We start from the raw sequence: 16,478 nt of genomic DNA on the forward strand, positions 1-16,478 counted from the left end.
GACTGGTACATGGAGGGCAAGATCCAGATCGATGCGATGATCACCCACACCATGCCGCTCGACGACATCAACAAGGGTTTCGACCTGATGCACAAGGGCGAGAGCATTCGCGGCGTCGTGGTCTATTGATGACCACACCCGCCTATAGCATCGACGTGCGGAGATTGGACGCCTTCTCCGCCGTCGAGCTCTACGCCCTGCTGAAGCTGCGGGTCGACGTCTTCGTGGTCGAGCAGGCTTGCGCCTATCCGGAACTCGACGGCAAGGACGGCGAGGCGCTGCACCTGCGCCTGCTGATCGACGGCGAGGCCGCAGCCTATGCGCGGCTGTGGCGACCGGCGGGCAAGCCGCCGCGCATCGGCCGGGTGCTGGTGTCGCCCGGCCACCGCGGAAAACGCCTCGGCGATGCGCTGATGCGCGAGGCAATCCAGACCTGTGAGACGCATTTTCCCGGCGAGCCGATCGCGCTTTCGGCGCAAAGCCATCTGGAGCGTTTCTATGCCTCCCTCGGCTTCGAGCCGACCTCACCGGAGTATGTCGAGGACGGCATTCCGCATATTGACATGCAGCGTCCTGTCGTGAGCGAAACGGAACGATGATCTACGTCGACGCGGATGCCTGCCCGGTCAAGCCGGAGATCCTGAAAGTCGCCGAGCGGCACACCATCGAGGTGACCTTCGTCGCCAATTCGGGCCTTCGCCCCTCGCGCGACCCGATGGTGCGCAACGTCATCGTTCCCGGCTCCTTCGATGCCGCCGATGACTGGATCGCCGAGCGCGCCGGCGAAGGCGACATCGTAATCACCGCCGACGTGCCGCTGGCCGGGCGTTGCGTCGCGCGCGGCGCGCTGGTCACCGGCCCTTCCGGCCGCGTCTTCGACCCGGGCAATATCGGCATGGCCACCGCGATGCGCGATCTCGGCGCGCATTTGCGGGAGACCGGCGAAAGCAAGGGCTACAATCCTTCCTTTTCCGCCCGCGACCGCTCGAATTTTCTCGAAACGCTCGAACGGCTCTGCCGCCGGGCAAAGACCATACCCAGGAACACCGGAGAGTGATCCCATGAAAATCCTGTCGCAAAACGCCGCTTTCGGCGGCATGCAGGGCGTCTATGCCCATGATTCCGAAGCCTGCCAGTGCGAGATGACCTTCGCCGTCTTCGTGCCGCCGCAGGCAATCGAAAAGCCCTGCCCTGTCCTGTGGTATCTGTCAGGCCTGACCTGCACCCACGCGAACGTCATGGAAAAAGGCGAATATCGCCGCCTCGCCGCCGAGCTCGGCCTGATCATCGTCTGCCCCGACACCAGCCCGCGCGGCAACGACGTGCCGGACGAACTGACCAACTGGCAGATGGGCAAGGGCGCCGGCTTCTATCTCGACGCCACGCAAATGCCCTGGGCGACGAATTTCCGCATGTATACCTACATCACCGAGGAACTGCCGAAGCTGGTCGCCGAGCATTTCCGCGTCGACATGGACCGGCAGGGCATTTTCGGCCATTCCATGGGCGGTCACGGCGCCATGACCATCGCGCTGAAGCACCCGGAACGTTTCCGCAGCTGCTCCGCCTTCGCCCCCATCGTCGAGCCTTCCACCGCCCATTGGTCGGTCGATGCCTTCGAAAAATACCTCGGTGCCGACAAGGCCGCCTGGCGCCCCTACGACGCCTGCGCGCTGGTCGCCGACGGTGCCCGCTTCCCGGAATTCCTGATCGACCAGGGCAAGGCCGACAGCTTCCTCGAAAACGGCCTGCGCCCCTGGCTGTTCGAAGAGGCGATCAAGGGCACCGGTATCGGCCTGACGCTGCGCATGCACGAGCGCTATGACCACTCCTACTACTTCATCTCCACCTTCATGGACGATCACTTGCGCTGGCATGCGCAACGGCTCGCCTGAAGGCAACACCCATATAAACTTGGCCCAAATCCCCCTTGCCCGGTCTGCGAATGCCGGGCATAAGGACACCAACGCAGACGACTGCGCTGTCCGCCCGACCTTCGGCGGACAACCACGTCGCGGGGACGGCCTCGCTCACTTCTCCGCCATGCTTAAAGCATGGCGGCCGAGCATGGAGAGAGATATGGCTTGGTTCCTGCTTTTGATCGCCGGACTGCTCGAAGTCGGTTGGTCGGTCGGCCTGAAATTCACCGATGGCTTCAGCCGTCCCATCCCCACCGCATTGACCGTGATCAGCATGGTCGCCAGCGTCGTCCTGCTGGGGCTTGCAGTAAAGACCCTGCCGCTCGGCACGGCCTATGCGATCTGGACCGGCATCGGCACGTTGGGCGCGGTGACGCTCGGGATTTTCCTGTTCGGCGAGCCGGCAACGGCCGCGCGCCTTGCCTGCATCGGCCTGATCATCGCCGGCATTGCCGGGCTGAAGCTCGCGGCCTGACCGCCCCTACTGCTGTACGCTGGTGGCGGGGCACGCATCGGCCGCGCCCGTGTCGCAGGCCGTCGTTGCCGGTGCATTTCCAGCCGGCGGCTTTATCGAAATGCGCCCCTGCGCGCCGGCCTCGAGATCGGAGCCGGCGGCATGGCTTTCCTTCTTCGATGCGGCGGGTTTCGCCTTGGCGACAGCCGGAGCGGGCGTGGTTACCGGCAGCGTAATTTCCTCCGCCTTCAGCTCGGCCGGCTTAGCCGCCTTGTCCTCGGCATCGAGCGTCGCCTGGACCGAGGGCGCGATGAAATCGTCCTGAACCTGCGGGGCGGCGGAAACGCGCGCAGGCGCCTCGTCCTCAATATCGGGCGCCGGAGCGGCCGGACGCGGCGGGAAGCGTTGCGGGCTCACATAAGCCGTCGGCGGCGTCATCAGCGAGAAGACATATCGGATGCGGGCAGCGATGGTCTCCGCCAGGAATTCCTCGGTGCCGGCCGAAGGCAGGCTGTAATTGATCGCCTTGAAGCCGCCGGTCGCAAACACCGCGCCGCTATCGACCGAGACGACGTCGACAGTGAAATCCGCCTCGTTGCGGTCATGTCCCTCGCCGAGGCCGAGCGCCACGCGATCGATGCGCACGGTCAGAACGACGCGCGGCGCCGGCTCGTAGCGGCGGGTGACGGCGATCGCATCCGAGACGCGCCGATCGACACCGCCGATCACGCTCATGGCGTTGCGGGCGGTGGCGAATACGGTCACGTCCCGCACATCATAGAGCGGCGCCCGCTCCTCCTGCAGGTTGCGCTTCATCGCGGCACAGGATGCGACGACAGCGAGCAGCAGCAGAAAGACCGTGCGAAAGAAGAGACGTGCCATGATGCGAATCCAGCGCAGACGAGATTTTCCCGCAGGATTCGCCTTTATGGTTAAGGAAATAATAAATCGCCGACGATTTTGTTAAAGATGAGGCTCAGGCCCGCATCGCGGCAAAGGCGGATGCGGCGGCGGCGGCTTCCGCGCGGCGCAGCGCCCGGCGCTTTTCCGCTTCCTCGTCGCTGCCCCAATGCTCGATGGTCCAGTCCTCTTCCAGATGCGCCAAGGCCCAGATTTCGTCGAGCGAAAACGCTCCCCGCGCAAAAGCCAGCGCCAGCAGCGCCGAGCCGGTCAGCGTCGTCAGCGTGTGCAGGCAGGCAAGTTCGATCGGCGTGTCATGCGAACGCAGCACGACACCGAGCGCATCGATTGCCGCCTTCGGCTGTTCCTGATGGATGATGCCTTCGATCAGGAAGAAGCGCGCGCCGGCAGTTTGCGCGGCCCAATCCAGCACCGGATCCCACTGTTCGGCCTGGCGCTGCACCAGTTCGCGCGGCTCGCCGGCGCGGTAGAAGAGCATGTCGTTGGACGCGAAACGCAGGATATCCTCGAACACCGCCTGGGGATCGTCGGCGATGCCGTCGATTGCGGTGTTGACGAGGCGCGTCACCGGCATCGTGCCCGGATCGATGTCTTCGCCTTGTGCATCCCATTCGCCCCTGACGATCTCGGCAAGCGCTGCGGTCGGTAGCCGCAGCGGCCGCTTGGCCGGTGTGCGCACGCCGCGGCCATCGAGCAGCACCGCATGTTCGCCATCGATCTCCTCGACGGAAACCGTCTTGTAGAAACGCTTCGGCAGCGGCTTCTGCATCTGGATTTGCGCCCGGCGGGCGGGATCGGGATGGCTCAACCCCTCGGTGAGGTCGTTCAACAAATCACGCATGTCGTCCTGCCTTATCCAATATAGCGCAGCAGCTCCTGCGGATGATCGAGGATCGCATCCGCGCCCGCCGCGCGCAACGCCTCGACCGAGGCATACCCCCAGGACACACCGATGGCGCGGGCTCCGGCGGCCTTCGCCATCTGCATATCGTAAACCGCGTCGCCAATGACAAGGGTGTCCTTCGCATCCATGCCGGTTTCGCGGCAGCATTCGCTCACCATCGCCGGATGCGGCTTGGAGGGGCAATCGTCGGCGGTGCGCGACACGATGAAATGCGGCCGGAAGCCATGCGCATCAAACACCGTATCCAGCCCGCGCCGGGATTTTCCGGTGACGGCGCCAAGCAGCAGCGCATCGCGCTGACAGAGCGTATCGATCAACGGCCGGATGCCGTCGAACAGCAACTCGGTGTGCTGCGCCTCGGCGCGCACCCCGGCGAAGATCGACTTGTAGTGCGCCGCCATGGCGATGGCTTCCTCGTCGACATGCTCACGGGCGAGAACCCGGGCGATCGCCAGATCGAGCGACAAGCCGATGACGCCCTTGGTAACGCCGAGCGCCGGCCGCTCGAAGCCGAATTGCGTCAACGTTCGCGCCATTACCTCATGGATCAGCCCGGCGCTGTCGACCAGCGTGCCGTCGCAGTCGAACAGCACAAGTTGCATCAATCGTCCTCGCCCACGCGGTCGGTGTCGAAGCCGAGCAGGTTCCAGCTCTGCACCATATGCGGCGGCAGCGGAGCGGTGACACGCAGGCGCCCGCCATTCGGATGCGGTATGTCGATATGGCGGGCATGCAGATGCAACCGCTTCTGGATGCCGCCCGGGAAATCCCAGTTGGGATCATCGATAAAATATTTGGGATCGCCGATGATCGGATGGCCCATATGCAGCGCATGGACGCGAAGCTGGTGGGTACGGCCGGTATAGGGCTCCATCTCCAGCCAGGCGAGACGTTGCGCCGCCGTTTCCAGCACGCGGTAATAGGAGACGGCGTGATCGGCGCCCTCTTCGCCATGCTTGGCGATGCGCATGCGGTCGCCGTCCGGCGTCTGTTCCTTCACCAGCCAGGTGGAGATGCGGTCCTCATGCTTGCGCGGCACGCCCTTGACCAGCGACCAGTAGGTCTTCTTGGTATCGCGCTCGCGGAAGGCTGCGGTCAGCTTCTGCGCCGCGCCGCGTGTGCGCGCCACGACGAGCACGCCCGAGGTGTCGCGGTCGATGCGATGCACCAGGCGCGGCTTCTCGCCCTTCTGGCTGGTCCAGGCTTCCAGCATTTTATCGATGTGCCGGTTGACGCCGGAACCGCCCTGCACGGCAAGACCGGCCGGTTTGTTGAGCACGATGACCTTGTCGTCCTCATGCAGCAACATGCGCGACAGAAGCTCGGCATCGCCGGAATGTTTCAGCTCGCGCCCGGCGATCGGCCCGCTCTTCGCCGCCTTGAGATCGATGTCGATCGGCGGCACGCGCACCACCTGCCCCGGCTCGACACGCGTATCGGTCTTGACCCGGCCGCCATCGAGACGAACCTGGCCGGAGCGCAGCAGCTTCTGCAATTGCCCGAAGCCGAGGCCGGGATAATGAATCTTGAACCAGCGGTCCAGCCGCATTCCGGCCTCGTCCGCGTCGACGGTGATATGCTCGATGCCAGCCATGCCGACCTTTCCGATTTCTGCGCGTAACCTGCGCTTGTTGCTGCCCCTGTAGAGCATTTTGGCGCAAAGGTGAAATCGGAATCGGAAAATGTTGCTTTAGAGCAGGCTGCGGATCGCAGCCATGCCGGCAAAGGTGGCGGCAAGCGACAGGACGACGCTGGCCAACACATAGACCGCCGCCGTCGTCACCTGCCCGCGCTCATAAAGCGCGATGGTATCCAGCGAGAAGGCCGAGAAGGTGGTGAAGCCGCCGAGGAAACCGGTGACCAGCAGCAGGCGCAGTTCCATCGAGGCGTTGAAGCGCCGGGCGATCAGCTCGGCCAGCAGGCCGATGGCGAAGGAACCGACGAGATTGACGATCAGCGTTCCCCAGGGAAAGGCAAGGCCAAGCACGCGGACAGACCAGACACCGACCAGATAGCGGGCTACCGAACCGACGGCGCCGCCGGCTGCGACAAGTACGACATGCATGCCTTTTCCTCTTTCCGGCTGGTCTCACGCAAGATGGGGCGAATCGCCCAGACCGCATTATCTTAACGGCCAGCAAACCGCAGTTTAAGTAAAGCTTTAGCTTTCCGCTTAAATCAGCGGGAACGCCTGTCTGCTAAGCTTGCGCTTCGATGAGCTGGAATGGATTTCACGCGATGACGCAGGTGGTGACAGTTTCCGCGAATACGGCAGCCTATGCGATGGAGGCCCTGAAGCCGGCGCCGCGCGTGCCGCGCAAGCAGTTTGTTCAGGAAGCCGTCAAGAACTACGAAACCGCCCGCAACGGCGGCGAAGAAGGAGGCACCGATGTCATACGCGCCGCCTCCGCCGAACTGGCGATGATGAATTTCAACGACCATCATCCCCACGCCACCATCCAGGAGGCGCTGGAAGCCTATCGCGACGTATCCGAGGAAGCCGTCCCACCTGACGTTGAGTGAGATCCAGGATTCGAATCGTGAAGTTTATCTTTTAATGCATTGTTATTGAATAGATAAATAGTTCTGCATCCGCTACGTTATCATGCGCGGCGGCTTTTTTCATGCGCATCCGCCAGCGTTACGGAGTTCGCCGGGAGCGACGATTTTTTGCGTCGCAACGACATTTGCCCTTGCCAAGCGGGGGACTTGCTCGATAATCCAGAGACAACATCACCTGTTGGGAGAAGCCGTTTCGATACGGTGCCGAAGGAGCAACCGCCCCGGAAACTCTCAGGCAAAAGGACCAACAGGGCCGACAGGAACTCTGGAGAGAAACCGGCTCGCAAGAGACCGGTGCGCCGAAGGGATAACAATCTCAGGCAAAGGGACAGAGGGGGCTCGATCATCGCGGCCGCATGGCCGCATCGGTAGAGCCCGCGTGACTCGCGCATAACCCTGGAGGCGTTCGTGTGAACGACCATGCCGAACTGAAAACCACCCCTCTCCACGCCCTGCATCTGGAGCTTGGCGCCCGCATGGTGCCCTTCGCGGGCTATGACATGCCGGTGCAATATCCGGCCGGCGTGCTCAAGGAGCATCTGCAGGCCCGCGCCGCCACCGGCCTGTTCGACGTCTCCCATATGGGCCAGGTGATCGTGCGCGCGCGTTCCGGCGACAATGCCGATGCGGCCCGCGCACTGGAAAGCCTGGTGCCGGTCGATGTGCTGGGCCTCGGCGAGGGCCGGCAGCGTTACGCCCTCTTCACGGACGAGAATGGCGGCATACTAGACGACCTGATGATCGCCAATCGCGACGACCATTTCTTCGTGGTCGTCAACGCCGCCTGCAAACAGGCCGATGTCGCCCATATGGTGAAACGGATCGGCGACACCTGCGAAATCACCTTGCTGGACGACCGGGCGCTTCTGGCGCTGCAGGGACCGCGCTCTGTCGACGTGCTGGCCGAATTGTGGGCCGATGTCGCCCATATGCGCTTCATGGACGTCGCGGAATGTCATCTGCACGACCAGCCCTGCATCATTACCCGGTCCGGCTATTCCGGCGAGGATGGTTTCGAAATCTCCCTGCCCGCAATCTATGCCGAGGATGTCGCAAGGCGGCTTCTCGAACATCCAGACGTCCAGCCGGTCGGCCTTGGCGCCCGCGATTCGCTGCGCCTCGAAGCCGGGCTCTGCCTCTATGGCAACGACATCGACCGCACCACATCGCCGGTCGAGGCCGGGCTCGAATGGGCGATCCAGAAGGTACGCCGCAAGGGCGGCGCCCGCGCCGGCGGCTTCCCCGGCGCGGCGCGTATCCTGGACGAGCTGGAGCACGGCGCCGCGCGCCGCCGCGTCGGCCTCAAGCCGGAGGGCAAGGCGCCGGTGCGCGCCCCCGCCGCGCTGTTTGCCGACCCGGAAGGCCGCGAGGAAATCGGCCGCGTCACCTCCGGCGGCTTCGGCCCGAGCGTCGAAGGCCCTGTCGCCATGGGTTACCTGCCCGTCGACAAAGCCGCCCCAGGCACGCTCGTCCATGCCGAGGTGCGCGGCAAATACCTGCCCGTCACCGTCGCCGCATTGCCCTTCATCACTCCCGGCTACAAACGCTGAACGCCTCCAGAGGAAAACACCATGCTGAAATTCACCGTCGAACACGAATGGCTGCAGCTTGAAGGCGACGTCGCCACCGTCGGCATCACCCGCCATGCCGCAGAACAGCTCGGCGATCTCGTCTTCGTGGAACTGCCGGATGTCGGCGCGACCTTCTCCAAGGGAGACGATGCCGCCACAGTCGAATCCGTCAAGGCCGCCTCGGAAGTCTATTGTCCGCTCGATGGCGAAATCGTCGAAGTCAACCCCGCCATCACCGCCGATCCGTCGCTGGTCAATTCCGATCCGCAGGGCGCCGGCTGGTTCTTCAAGCTGAAGCTCGCCAATCGCGCCGACGCCGATACGCTTCTCGACGAAGCGGCCTATCTGGAGCAGATCGCCTGATGTCCTCCCCCAAGGAATTTTCCTTCACCGATTACCAGCCCTACGATTTCGCCAATCGCCGCCATATCGGCCCGTCGCCGGCGGAAATGGCCGATATGCTGAAGGTGCTGGGCTATGACAGCCTCGATGCCCTGATCGACGACACCGTGCCTGGCGGTATCCGCCAGCAGGCGCCGCTCGTCTGGGGCGCGGCCATGACCGAGCGCGAGGCGCTCGACCGCCTGCGCGAGATCGCCGGTCGCAACAAGCATCTGGTCTCGCTGATCGGCCAGGGCTATTATGGCACGATCACGCCGCCGGTCATCCAGCGCAACATCCTGGAAAACCCCGCCTGGTACACGGCCTATACGCCCTACCAGCCGGAAATCAGCCAGGGCCGCCTCGAAGCGCTGCTCAACTATCAGACCCTCGTCACCGATCTCACCGGCCTCGACGTCGCCAATGCCTCGCTGCTCGACGAGGCGACCGCCGCCGCCGAAGCCATGGCCATGGCCGAACGCGTTGCCAAGTCGAAGGCCAAAACTTTCTTCGTCGACGAGAATTGCCACCCGCAGACCATCGCCGTGCTGAAGACCCGCGCCGAGCCGCTCGGCTGGCAGATCGTCCTCGGCGACCCGCAGGCCGCGCTCGATCCGCAGGCCGTATTCGGCGCCATCTTCCAATATCCCGGCACCTATGGCCACCTGCATGATTTCAGCGATATCATCGGCAAGCTGCATGCCGCCGGCGCGATTGCCGTCATGGCCGCCGATCCGCTGGCGCTGGCGCTTTTGAAATCACCCGGCGAAATGGGCGCCGATATCGCCATCGGCTCGATGCAGCGCTTCGGCGTGCCGGTGGGCTATGGCGGGCCGCATGCCGCCTATATGGCGGTGAAGGATGCGCACAAGCGCTCCATGCCCGGTCGTCTCGTCGGCGTGTCCGTCGATAGCCGCGGCAACCGCGCCTATCGCCTGTCGCTGCAAACCCGCGAGCAGCATATCCGCCGCGAAAAGGCGACGTCGAACATCTGCACCGCCCAGGTTCTGCTGGCAGTCATGGCCTCGATGTATGCTGTCTTCCACGGCCCCGAAGGCATCAAGGCCATCGCCCAGAGCGTCCACAAGAAGGCGGTGATGATGGCCGAGGGGCTAGAGCGCCTCGGCTACAAGGTCTCGCCTAGCGCCTTCTTCGACACGATCACCGTCGAGGTCGGCCATCTTCAGGGTCTGATCCTGCGCGCGGCGGAAGCGGAAGAGGTCAACCTGCGCAAGATCGGTGACGACCGCATCGGCATGAGCCTCGACGAGCGCAGCCGTCCGGCGACGCTGGAGGCCGTCTGGCGCGCCTTCGGCGGCGATTTCAAGATCGCCGATTTCACGCCCGGCTATCGCCTGCCCGAAAACCTGCTGCGCCGCAGCGGCTATCTCGCGCATCCGATCTTCCACATGAACCGCGCCGAAAGCGAGATGACCCGCTACATCCGCCGCCTGTCGGACCGGGATCTCGCGCTCGACCGGGCGATGATCCCGCTCGGCTCCTGCACCATGAAGCTGAATGCGACAGCCGAGATGCTGCCGATCACCTGGCCGGAATTTTCCGAAATCCATCCCTTCGTGCCGCAGCATCAGGCGCTCGGCTACAAGGAGATGCTGGACGATCTGGCGAAAAAGCTCTGCGCCGTCACCGGCTACGATGCCTTCTCCATGCAGCCGAATTCCGGCGCGCAAGGCGAATATGCGGGCCTGCTGACGATCCGCAACTATCACATCGCCAATGGCGACACCCATCGCGACGTCTGCCTGATCCCGACCTCGGCGCACGGCACCAATCCGGCCTCGGCGCAGATGGCCGGCATGAAGGTCGTCGTCGTCAAATCGACCGACAACGGCGATGTCGATATGGAAGATTTCCGTGCAAAAGCAGAACAATACGCGCAAAACCTCTCCTGCTGCATGATCACCTATCCCTCGACGCACGGCGTGTTCGAGGAAACGGTGCGGGATATCTGCGACATCGTCCATGCCCATGGCGGCCAGGTCTATCTCGACGGCGCCAACATGAACGCCATGGTCGGGCTTTCCCGCCCCGGCGATATCGGCTCGGACGTCAGCCACCTCAACCTGCACAAGACCTTCTGCATTCCCCATGGCGGCGGCGGGCCGGGTATGGGCCCGATCGGCGTCAAGGCGCACCTGGCGCCGTACCTGCCGGGCCACCCGGAAACGGACGGTCGTGATGGCGCGGTTTCGGCCGCCCCCTTCGGCTCGGCCTCGATCCTGCCGATCTCCTGGAGCTACTGCCTGATGATGGGCGGCGAAGGGCTGACGCAGGCGACCAAGGTGGCGATCCTCAACGCCAACTACATCGCCGCCCGGCTGAAGGGCGCCTATGATGTGCTCTATACGGCGAAGAACGGGCGCGTCGCCCATGAGTGCATCGTCGATACCCGCCCGCTGGTCGCCAGCAGCGGCGTCACCGTCGACGACGTCGCCAAGCGGCTGATCGATTGCGGCTTCCACGCCCCGACCATGAGTTGGCCAGTCGCCGGCACGCTGATGATCGAGCCGACCGAGTCGGAGACCAAGGCCGAGATCGACCGCTTCTGCGACGCCATGCTGGCGATCCGCGAGGAAGCCCGCGCAATCGAGGACGGCCGCATGGACCGGGAGAACAACCCGCTCAAGAACGCCCCGCATACGGTGGAAGATCTGGTCGGCGAATGGAATCGCCCCTATTCGCGCGAGCAGGCCTGCTATCCGCCGGGCGCGTTCCGAGTCGACAAATACTGGTCGCCGGTCAACCGCGTCGACAATGTCTATGGCGACCGCAACCTCGTCTGCACCTGCCCCCCGGTCGAGGATTACCAGCAGGCGGCGGAATAAGCTTCCGCCATTGCGAAAGAAGAAGGCCGCCGGAGCAATCCGGCGGCCTTCTTCGTTCGATCGGCAAAGCGGCCCGCCGGGCGGGCCGCCGCGAAAGCGATCAACGCTTGGAAATCGGCTGATAATCGCGCTTCGGCGCGCCGGTATAGAGCTGGCGCGGACGGCCAATGCGCTGCTGCGGATCCTCGATCATTTCGTTCCACTGTGCGATCCAGCCGACGGTGCGGGCGAGCGCGAACAGAACGGTGAACATGGTCGTGGGGAAGCCCAGCGCCTTCAGCGTGATGCCGGAATAGAAGTCGATGTTCGGATACAGCTTCTTCTCGATGAAGTAGCTGTCCGTCAGCGCGATCTTTTCCAGTTCCATCGCGACTTCAAGCAGCGGGTCGTCCTTGATGCCGAGCTCCGTCAGCACTTCATGGCAGGTCTTCTGCATGATTTTCGCGCGCGGATCATAATTCTTGTAGACGCGGTGGCCAAAGCCCATCAGGCGGAACGGATCGTTCTTGTCCTTGGCGCGGGCCACATATTCCGGGATATGATCGACGCTGCCGATTTCGGCGAGCATGTTGAGCGCCGCTTCGTTGGCGCCGCCATGCGCCGGGCCCCAGAGGCAGGCGATGCCGGCCGCAATGCAGGCGAAGGGGTTGGCGCCCGACGAGCCGGCGAGGCGGACGGTCGAAGTCGATGCGTTCTGCTCATGGTCGGCGTGCAGGATGAAGATGCGGTCCATGGCGCGCGACAGCACAGGATTGACCACGTAATCCTCACAAGGCACGGCAAAACACATGCGCAGGAAGTTCGAGGCGTAATCCAGATCGTTCTTCGGATATACGAAGGGCTGGCCGATATGGTACTTGAACGCCATGGCGGCGATGGTCGGCATCTTGGCGATCATGCGCAGCGACGCGACCATGCGCTGATGCGGATCGGTGATGTCGGTCGAGTCGTGATAGAAGGCGGAGAGCGCGCCGACCGTGCCGCACATGACGGCCATGGGATGCGCATCGCGGCGGAAGCCGGTGAAGAAGCGGCTCATCTGCTCATGCACCATGGTGTGGTGCGTGACGCGGTAATCGAAATCCTTCTTCTGGGCGGCGGTCGGCAGTTCACCGTAAAGCAATAGGTAGCAGACTTCCAGGAAATCGCCATGTTCGGCAAGCTGCTCGATGGGATAACCACGATGGAGAAGAACACCTTCGTCGCCGTCGATATAGGTGATTTTCGACTCGCAGGCGGCCGTGGAGGTGAACCCCGGATCGTAGGTAAACGCGCCCGTGTTCTTGTAGAGCGACCCGATGTCGATGACGCTTGGGCCGATCGTTCCGTCCCTGACGGGGAGTTCTACGGATTTCGTTCCAAGTGTCAGTGCAGCGTCTTTATCCGTCATGCTGGTCCTCCGAACTGGCGGGATGGCGCCCCGAAAGCGCCACAGATTTTAACGTGGATGTAGCTATATGATAGAGAGGTTAATGCCAAGCTATACCCTCTTCCGTATTGTGCAATGCATAATTTTGCGGCAGCGCACTTAATCCGCGGCCTCTTCTTTCGCCACCCGGCCAAGGCCTGACGAACCGGCAAATCGGAGCGCGTAGCGGTTGCAAAATACGAGCAACCACTTCAAACTCCGCGCGAACAAGCCAGTGATTATCCGGCTATGGCTATAGAGACTGATTATAAGTCTGACTTAGAGACGGCGAGAGGCCTTTCCGCCAGCTTTTCGTCGCCCGCCAGACGCCAGTCCAACCTGCCGGAATCGCTTTCGCCATCGGCGACGCGACTCGCGATCCTTGTCTCATCCTGCGACAAAATGCTGCAAGAGGAAGGCGATCACGGTCGAATCTTTCTGTTCGTTCCTGTGCTCCTGGGAATCGGAGCCGCCTGCTGGTTCGCCGTCGGCGTCGAGCCGCCGCTCTGGGTGCTGCTCGCCGGACTTCTCGCCTGCGCCTTGCTGGCGACGAAACTGCGCCATGCCGCCGGCATAAACCGCCGCATGGCTTGGGCGGCCGCCCTGATCCTCGGCGGCGGAGTTCTGGCGGCGGCCGAAAGCTGGCGCCTGCAGACCGTTATTCTCGATTCTCCTGTTACAGCGACCGTGACCGCCCGCATCGACCGACGGGAGGCTGCGGGCGCAGGCCGCTGGCGCTATCTCGTCCACATCCTCGACACTGAAAAACCCCGCTTGAAACGGCCACCCGAGCAGGTATCGCTGCTGATGCGCGGCCAGCCGGCGCCATTCGAAACCGGAACCGTGGTCAAGGGCCGGGCGCGGCTGTCGCCACCCTCCGGTCCAGCCCTGCCTGGCCTCAATGATTTCGCTTTCTCCGCCTATTTCGACGGCATCGGCGCCTATGGCTTCTGGCTCGGCAAACCGGAGGTCGCCGAACCGTCTGGCGCCGCCCGCCGCCCCGGCTTCATTCAATCCATCACCCTGTTCTTCTTCGACCTGCGCAGCGGCATCGGCGACCGCATTCGCGCAATCGTGCCCGGCGATGCCGGTGCCTTTGCAGCCGCCATCGTCACCGACGAAAGGCGGGCGATGTCGGAGGGAACGACCGAAGCGCTGCGCCTCTCCGGGCTTGCCCACATCATCGCCATTTCCGGGCTGAACATGGCGCTTGCCGCCGGCATCTTCTTCGTTGGTGTCCGCTCGATCTTCTCCCTGTTCCCCGGCTTCAGCCAGCGCTATCCAATAAAGAAATTCGCCGCCGCCGGCGCGCTCATCATGGTCTGCGCCTATTACCTCGTCTCGGGTTTTGCGGTCTCCGCCGAGCGCGCCTTCCTGATGATGGCCATCCTGCTGATCGCCGTCCTGGTAGACCGCCCGTCGATCAGCCTGCGTAATGTCGCGCTTTCGGCCATCGTCATCATGGCCATGGCGCCCTCGGAAATCATGGGGCCCAGTTTCCAGATGTCCTTTGCCGCAACCCTGGCGCTGGTCTCCGGCTACAATCTCTGGAGCGGCCACTCCGCCGGTCGCGAGCCTGCGAGACTCCCCGTGTCCGGCATCGCCACGGAAACTTGGAATTTCGTCGCCAGTGTCTTCCTCACCTCGCTGATCGGCAGTCTCTCGACATCGGTTTTCTCCATCGAACACTTTCACAAGCTGGCCACCTACGGACTTGCCGCCAATCTCGCCGCCATGCCGGTCATCTCATTCGTCGTCATGCCGGCTGGCTTGATCGGCATGTTGCTGATGCCCTTCGGTCTCGACGAATGGCCGATCGCTGTCATGGGCTGGGGTCTCGGCATCGTCATCACCATCGCCAAGACGGTGGCAAGCTGGGGCGGAGAACTGATCATCGGCCGCCAGCCGCCGCTGTTCCTGCCGCTCGCCGTCGCTGGGATGGTGCTGTTCCTACTGCTGCGTACACGGCTGCGCCACATCGGCACCGCCCTCTTCCTGCTGGCGCTGGCCACCAGCCTGCTGGCAACCCCGCAAAAGCCCGATCTCCTTATTTCAGAGGATGGCAGGCTGGTCGCGTTGCTGGACGGCGACACTCTGAACAGCAACCGCCGCAAGCCCAGCGCTTTCATCTTCGACCAATGGCGCCGCGCTCTCACCATCCATACCCATGGTCCTCCGGAGCAACTCGACAGCGCCTTCCCGGCCAAAGGACCTTGGTCGGAGCGACGCAAGCAGCCACTGGATGAAGACGAATTGGTCGATGCCGACATGCTGCGCCAGCAAATCATGGAAACGAGCGCGGATCGTCGTTTCGCCTGTGTCCGCCAGAAATGGTGCCTGGCGAAAACGGCCATCGGCCCGGTCATGGTGCTGGAAGACGGTCGCTACATTGGTTTTGCCTGCGACAATGCCCGCCTGATTGTCACACCGACCCGCGCCAAATTCGCCCGCTGCCGCTCCGGCGCAACCGTCCTGGACAGCGAAACCCTGCGACAGACCGGCGCGGTGGAAATCACCTTCGCCGTCGATGCCCGCCAGGCTTTACGCATCCGCCCCGCTTTCGATCCCGAAAACCGGCGGGCCTGGACGCAGCACCGCGCCTATTCCTGGCGCGATGATGATTATACGCACCGTCTGCCGGCGGAGATTCGCTCGTTGCTCAGTGATAGCGGCGGATGAGGCCGACCAGCTTGCCCTGCACCTTGACGCGGTCGGAGGAGAAAATCCGGGTCTCGTAAGACGGGTTTGCCGCTTCCAGCGCGATAGAGGCGCCCTTGCGGCGGAAACGTTTCAGCGTCGCTTCTTCGTCGTCCACCAGCGCCACGACGATATCGCCAGGGGTTGCACTGTTGGTGTTGCGAATGATGACCGTATCGCCGTCGAGAATACCGGCCTCGATCATCGAGTCGCCCTTGACCTCCAGAGCGTAATGCTCGCCCTGCCCGACCATCTGCATCGGCACGACGATCTCATGGGTGTTGTTCTGGATTGCCGAAATCGGCACGCCGGCAGCGATACGACCCATGACCGGCACGGAGACGGAATTGGCCGCCTCAGGCAGGGCCGGCGTCGCCGGCTTCGCGACCGCAGGTGCGGAAGACGCCGGCTTGCCAAGGCTGCCCTCGATGACGCTCGGCGAAAAACCGCGCCGTGGCTGGGCGGCCGTCGCCGAATAGGCCTCCGGCAACTTGATGACCTCCAGCGCCCGCGCCCGGTTCGGCAGTCGGCGGATGAAACCGCGCTCCTCCAGCGCTGTGATCAAGCGATGGATGCCCGACTTGGAGGCCAGTTCCAGGGCGTCCTTCATCTCGTCGAAAGACGGCGGCACGCCGGATTCCTTCATCCGCTCATGGATGAAGAGCAGAAGTTCCTGTTGCTTGCGCGTCAGCATAGCACCCACCAGATTCGTGAAACAAATACAGAACGAACACTATCTGTTCCCACTGTGTTCCGCAAGGGCCGCAGGCACAATCCAGTGTTGAATATGGCAGGGAAATGACGGGTACGCCCTG

16 protein-coding genes, 1 pseudogene and 1 riboswitch are annotated in these 16,478 nt (G+C 63.4%); of the genes and pseudogenes, 10 read left to right on the forward strand and 7 right to left on the reverse strand.

Features of this window, described 5'->3' with window-relative positions; all coding sequences use genetic code 11:
- From P7F60_RS04460 to sugE, 5 genes and pseudogenes are all read left to right on the forward strand, one after another.
- Positions 1-129: pseudogene (locus tag P7F60_RS04460) on the forward strand (S-(hydroxymethyl)glutathione dehydrogenase); the annotation flags it as partial.
- Positions 129-599: a GNAT family N-acetyltransferase gene (locus P7F60_RS04465; RefSeq protein ID WP_277916521.1), complete on the forward strand. Its 471-nt coding sequence runs from the start codon at positions 129-131 to the stop codon at positions 597-599. The pseudogene P7F60_RS04460 and the gene P7F60_RS04465, both read left to right, overlap by 1 nt.
- Complete coding sequence (locus tag P7F60_RS04470) at positions 596-1,057, forward strand: YaiI/YqxD family protein (protein WP_277916522.1); 462 nt, start codon at positions 596-598, stop codon at positions 1,055-1,057. The genes P7F60_RS04465 and P7F60_RS04470 overlap by 4 nt, the downstream gene beginning before the upstream one ends.
- A 4-nt stretch (positions 1,058-1,061) precedes the next feature.
- Positions 1,062-1,895 carry an S-formylglutathione hydrolase gene (fghA, locus tag P7F60_RS04475; protein WP_277916523.1) on the forward strand — a complete coding sequence of 278 codons (834 nt, stop codon included), beginning with the start codon at positions 1,062-1,064 and terminating at the stop codon, positions 1,893-1,895.
- Positions 1,896-2,079: 184 nt separating this feature from the next.
- A complete protein-coding gene (sugE, locus tag P7F60_RS04480; RefSeq protein ID WP_277916524.1) occupies positions 2,080-2,394 on the forward strand; it encodes a quaternary ammonium compound efflux SMR transporter SugE in 315 nt (104 codons plus the stop codon).
- A 6-nt stretch (positions 2,395-2,400) separates the two neighbouring features.
- Here sugE and P7F60_RS04485 read toward each other — a convergent pair whose 3' ends face one another.
- From P7F60_RS04485 to crcB, 5 genes are all read right to left on the reverse strand, one after another.
- Positions 2,401-3,255: a hypothetical protein gene (locus tag P7F60_RS04485; protein ID WP_277916525.1), complete on the reverse strand. Its 855-nt coding sequence runs from the start codon at positions 3,253-3,255 to the stop codon at positions 2,401-2,403.
- 94 nt (positions 3,256-3,349) lie between these two features.
- Positions 3,350-4,135 (reverse strand): ATP12 family chaperone protein, encoded by a 786-nt coding sequence (locus P7F60_RS04490; protein ID WP_277916526.1) that lies wholly within the window; start codon positions 4,133-4,135, stop codon positions 3,350-3,352.
- 11 nt (positions 4,136-4,146) lie between these two features.
- Positions 4,147-4,800, reverse strand: a complete 654-nt coding sequence (locus tag P7F60_RS04495) for an HAD-IA family hydrolase (protein WP_277916527.1) — start codon at positions 4,798-4,800, stop codon at positions 4,147-4,149.
- Positions 4,800-5,792 carry an RluA family pseudouridine synthase gene (locus P7F60_RS04500; RefSeq protein ID WP_277916528.1) on the reverse strand — a complete coding sequence of 331 codons (993 nt, stop codon included), beginning with the start codon at positions 5,790-5,792 and terminating at the stop codon, positions 4,800-4,802. The genes P7F60_RS04495 and P7F60_RS04500 overlap by 1 nt, the downstream gene beginning before the upstream one ends.
- A gap of 96 nt (positions 5,793-5,888) precedes the next feature.
- Positions 5,889-6,263 (reverse strand): fluoride efflux transporter CrcB, encoded by a 375-nt coding sequence (gene crcB, locus P7F60_RS04505; RefSeq protein WP_277916529.1) that lies wholly within the window; start codon positions 6,261-6,263, stop codon positions 5,889-5,891.
- Positions 6,264-6,436: 173 nt separating this feature from the next.
- Here crcB and P7F60_RS04510 point away from each other — a divergent pair, with 173 nt between their 5' ends.
- The 4 genes from P7F60_RS04510 to gcvP all read left to right on the forward strand — a co-directional run bounded on the left by P7F60_RS04510 (position 6,437) and on the right by gcvP (position 11,558).
- The gene (locus P7F60_RS04510; protein ID WP_277916530.1) at positions 6,437-6,721 is read left to right on the forward strand and encodes a hypothetical protein; all 285 of its coding nucleotides are present in this window, start codon (positions 6,437-6,439) and stop codon (positions 6,719-6,721) included.
- A 208-nt stretch (positions 6,722-6,929) separates the two neighbouring features.
- Positions 6,930-7,017: riboswitch (glycine riboswitch) on the forward strand.
- A 153-nt stretch (positions 7,018-7,170) separates the two neighbouring features.
- Positions 7,171-8,310: a glycine cleavage system aminomethyltransferase GcvT gene (gene gcvT, locus P7F60_RS04515; RefSeq protein WP_277916531.1), complete on the forward strand. Its 1,140-nt coding sequence runs from the start codon at positions 7,171-7,173 to the stop codon at positions 8,308-8,310.
- 21 nt (positions 8,311-8,331) lie between these two features.
- A complete protein-coding gene (gcvH, locus tag P7F60_RS04520; protein ID WP_277916532.1) occupies positions 8,332-8,694 on the forward strand; it encodes a glycine cleavage system protein GcvH in 363 nt (120 codons plus the stop codon).
- Positions 8,694-11,558, forward strand: coding sequence for an aminomethyl-transferring glycine dehydrogenase (gene gcvP / locus P7F60_RS04525; protein WP_277916533.1), 2,865 nt, complete (start codon positions 8,694-8,696; stop codon positions 11,556-11,558). Before gcvH ends, gcvP begins: the two co-directional genes overlap by 1 nt.
- 100 nt (positions 11,559-11,658) lie before the next feature.
- Here the strand turns inward: gcvP and gltA are convergent, their stop codons facing one another.
- Positions 11,659-12,948, reverse strand: coding sequence for a citrate synthase (gene gltA, locus P7F60_RS04530; RefSeq protein ID WP_277916534.1), 1,290 nt, complete (start codon positions 12,946-12,948; stop codon positions 11,659-11,661).
- A gap of 420 nt (positions 12,949-13,368) precedes the next feature.
- Between gltA and P7F60_RS04535 the strand changes: the two genes are divergently transcribed.
- On the forward strand, positions 13,369-15,645 hold the full coding sequence (locus P7F60_RS04535) for a ComEC/Rec2 family competence protein (RefSeq protein WP_277916535.1): 2,277 nt from the start codon (positions 13,369-13,371) through the stop codon (positions 15,643-15,645).
- Here the strand turns inward: P7F60_RS04535 and lexA are convergent.
- A complete protein-coding gene (lexA, locus tag P7F60_RS04540; protein ID WP_277916536.1) occupies positions 15,626-16,357 on the reverse strand; it encodes a transcriptional repressor LexA in 732 nt (243 codons plus the stop codon). The genes P7F60_RS04535 and lexA overlap by 20 nt on opposite strands.
- Positions 16,358-16,478: the final 121 nt, after the last annotated feature.

Origin of the sequence: Rhizobium sp. YJ-22, from assembly GCF_029601685.1 — a bacterium.
Classification (GTDB): domain Bacteria; phylum Pseudomonadota; class Alphaproteobacteria; order Rhizobiales; family Rhizobiaceae; genus Metarhizobium.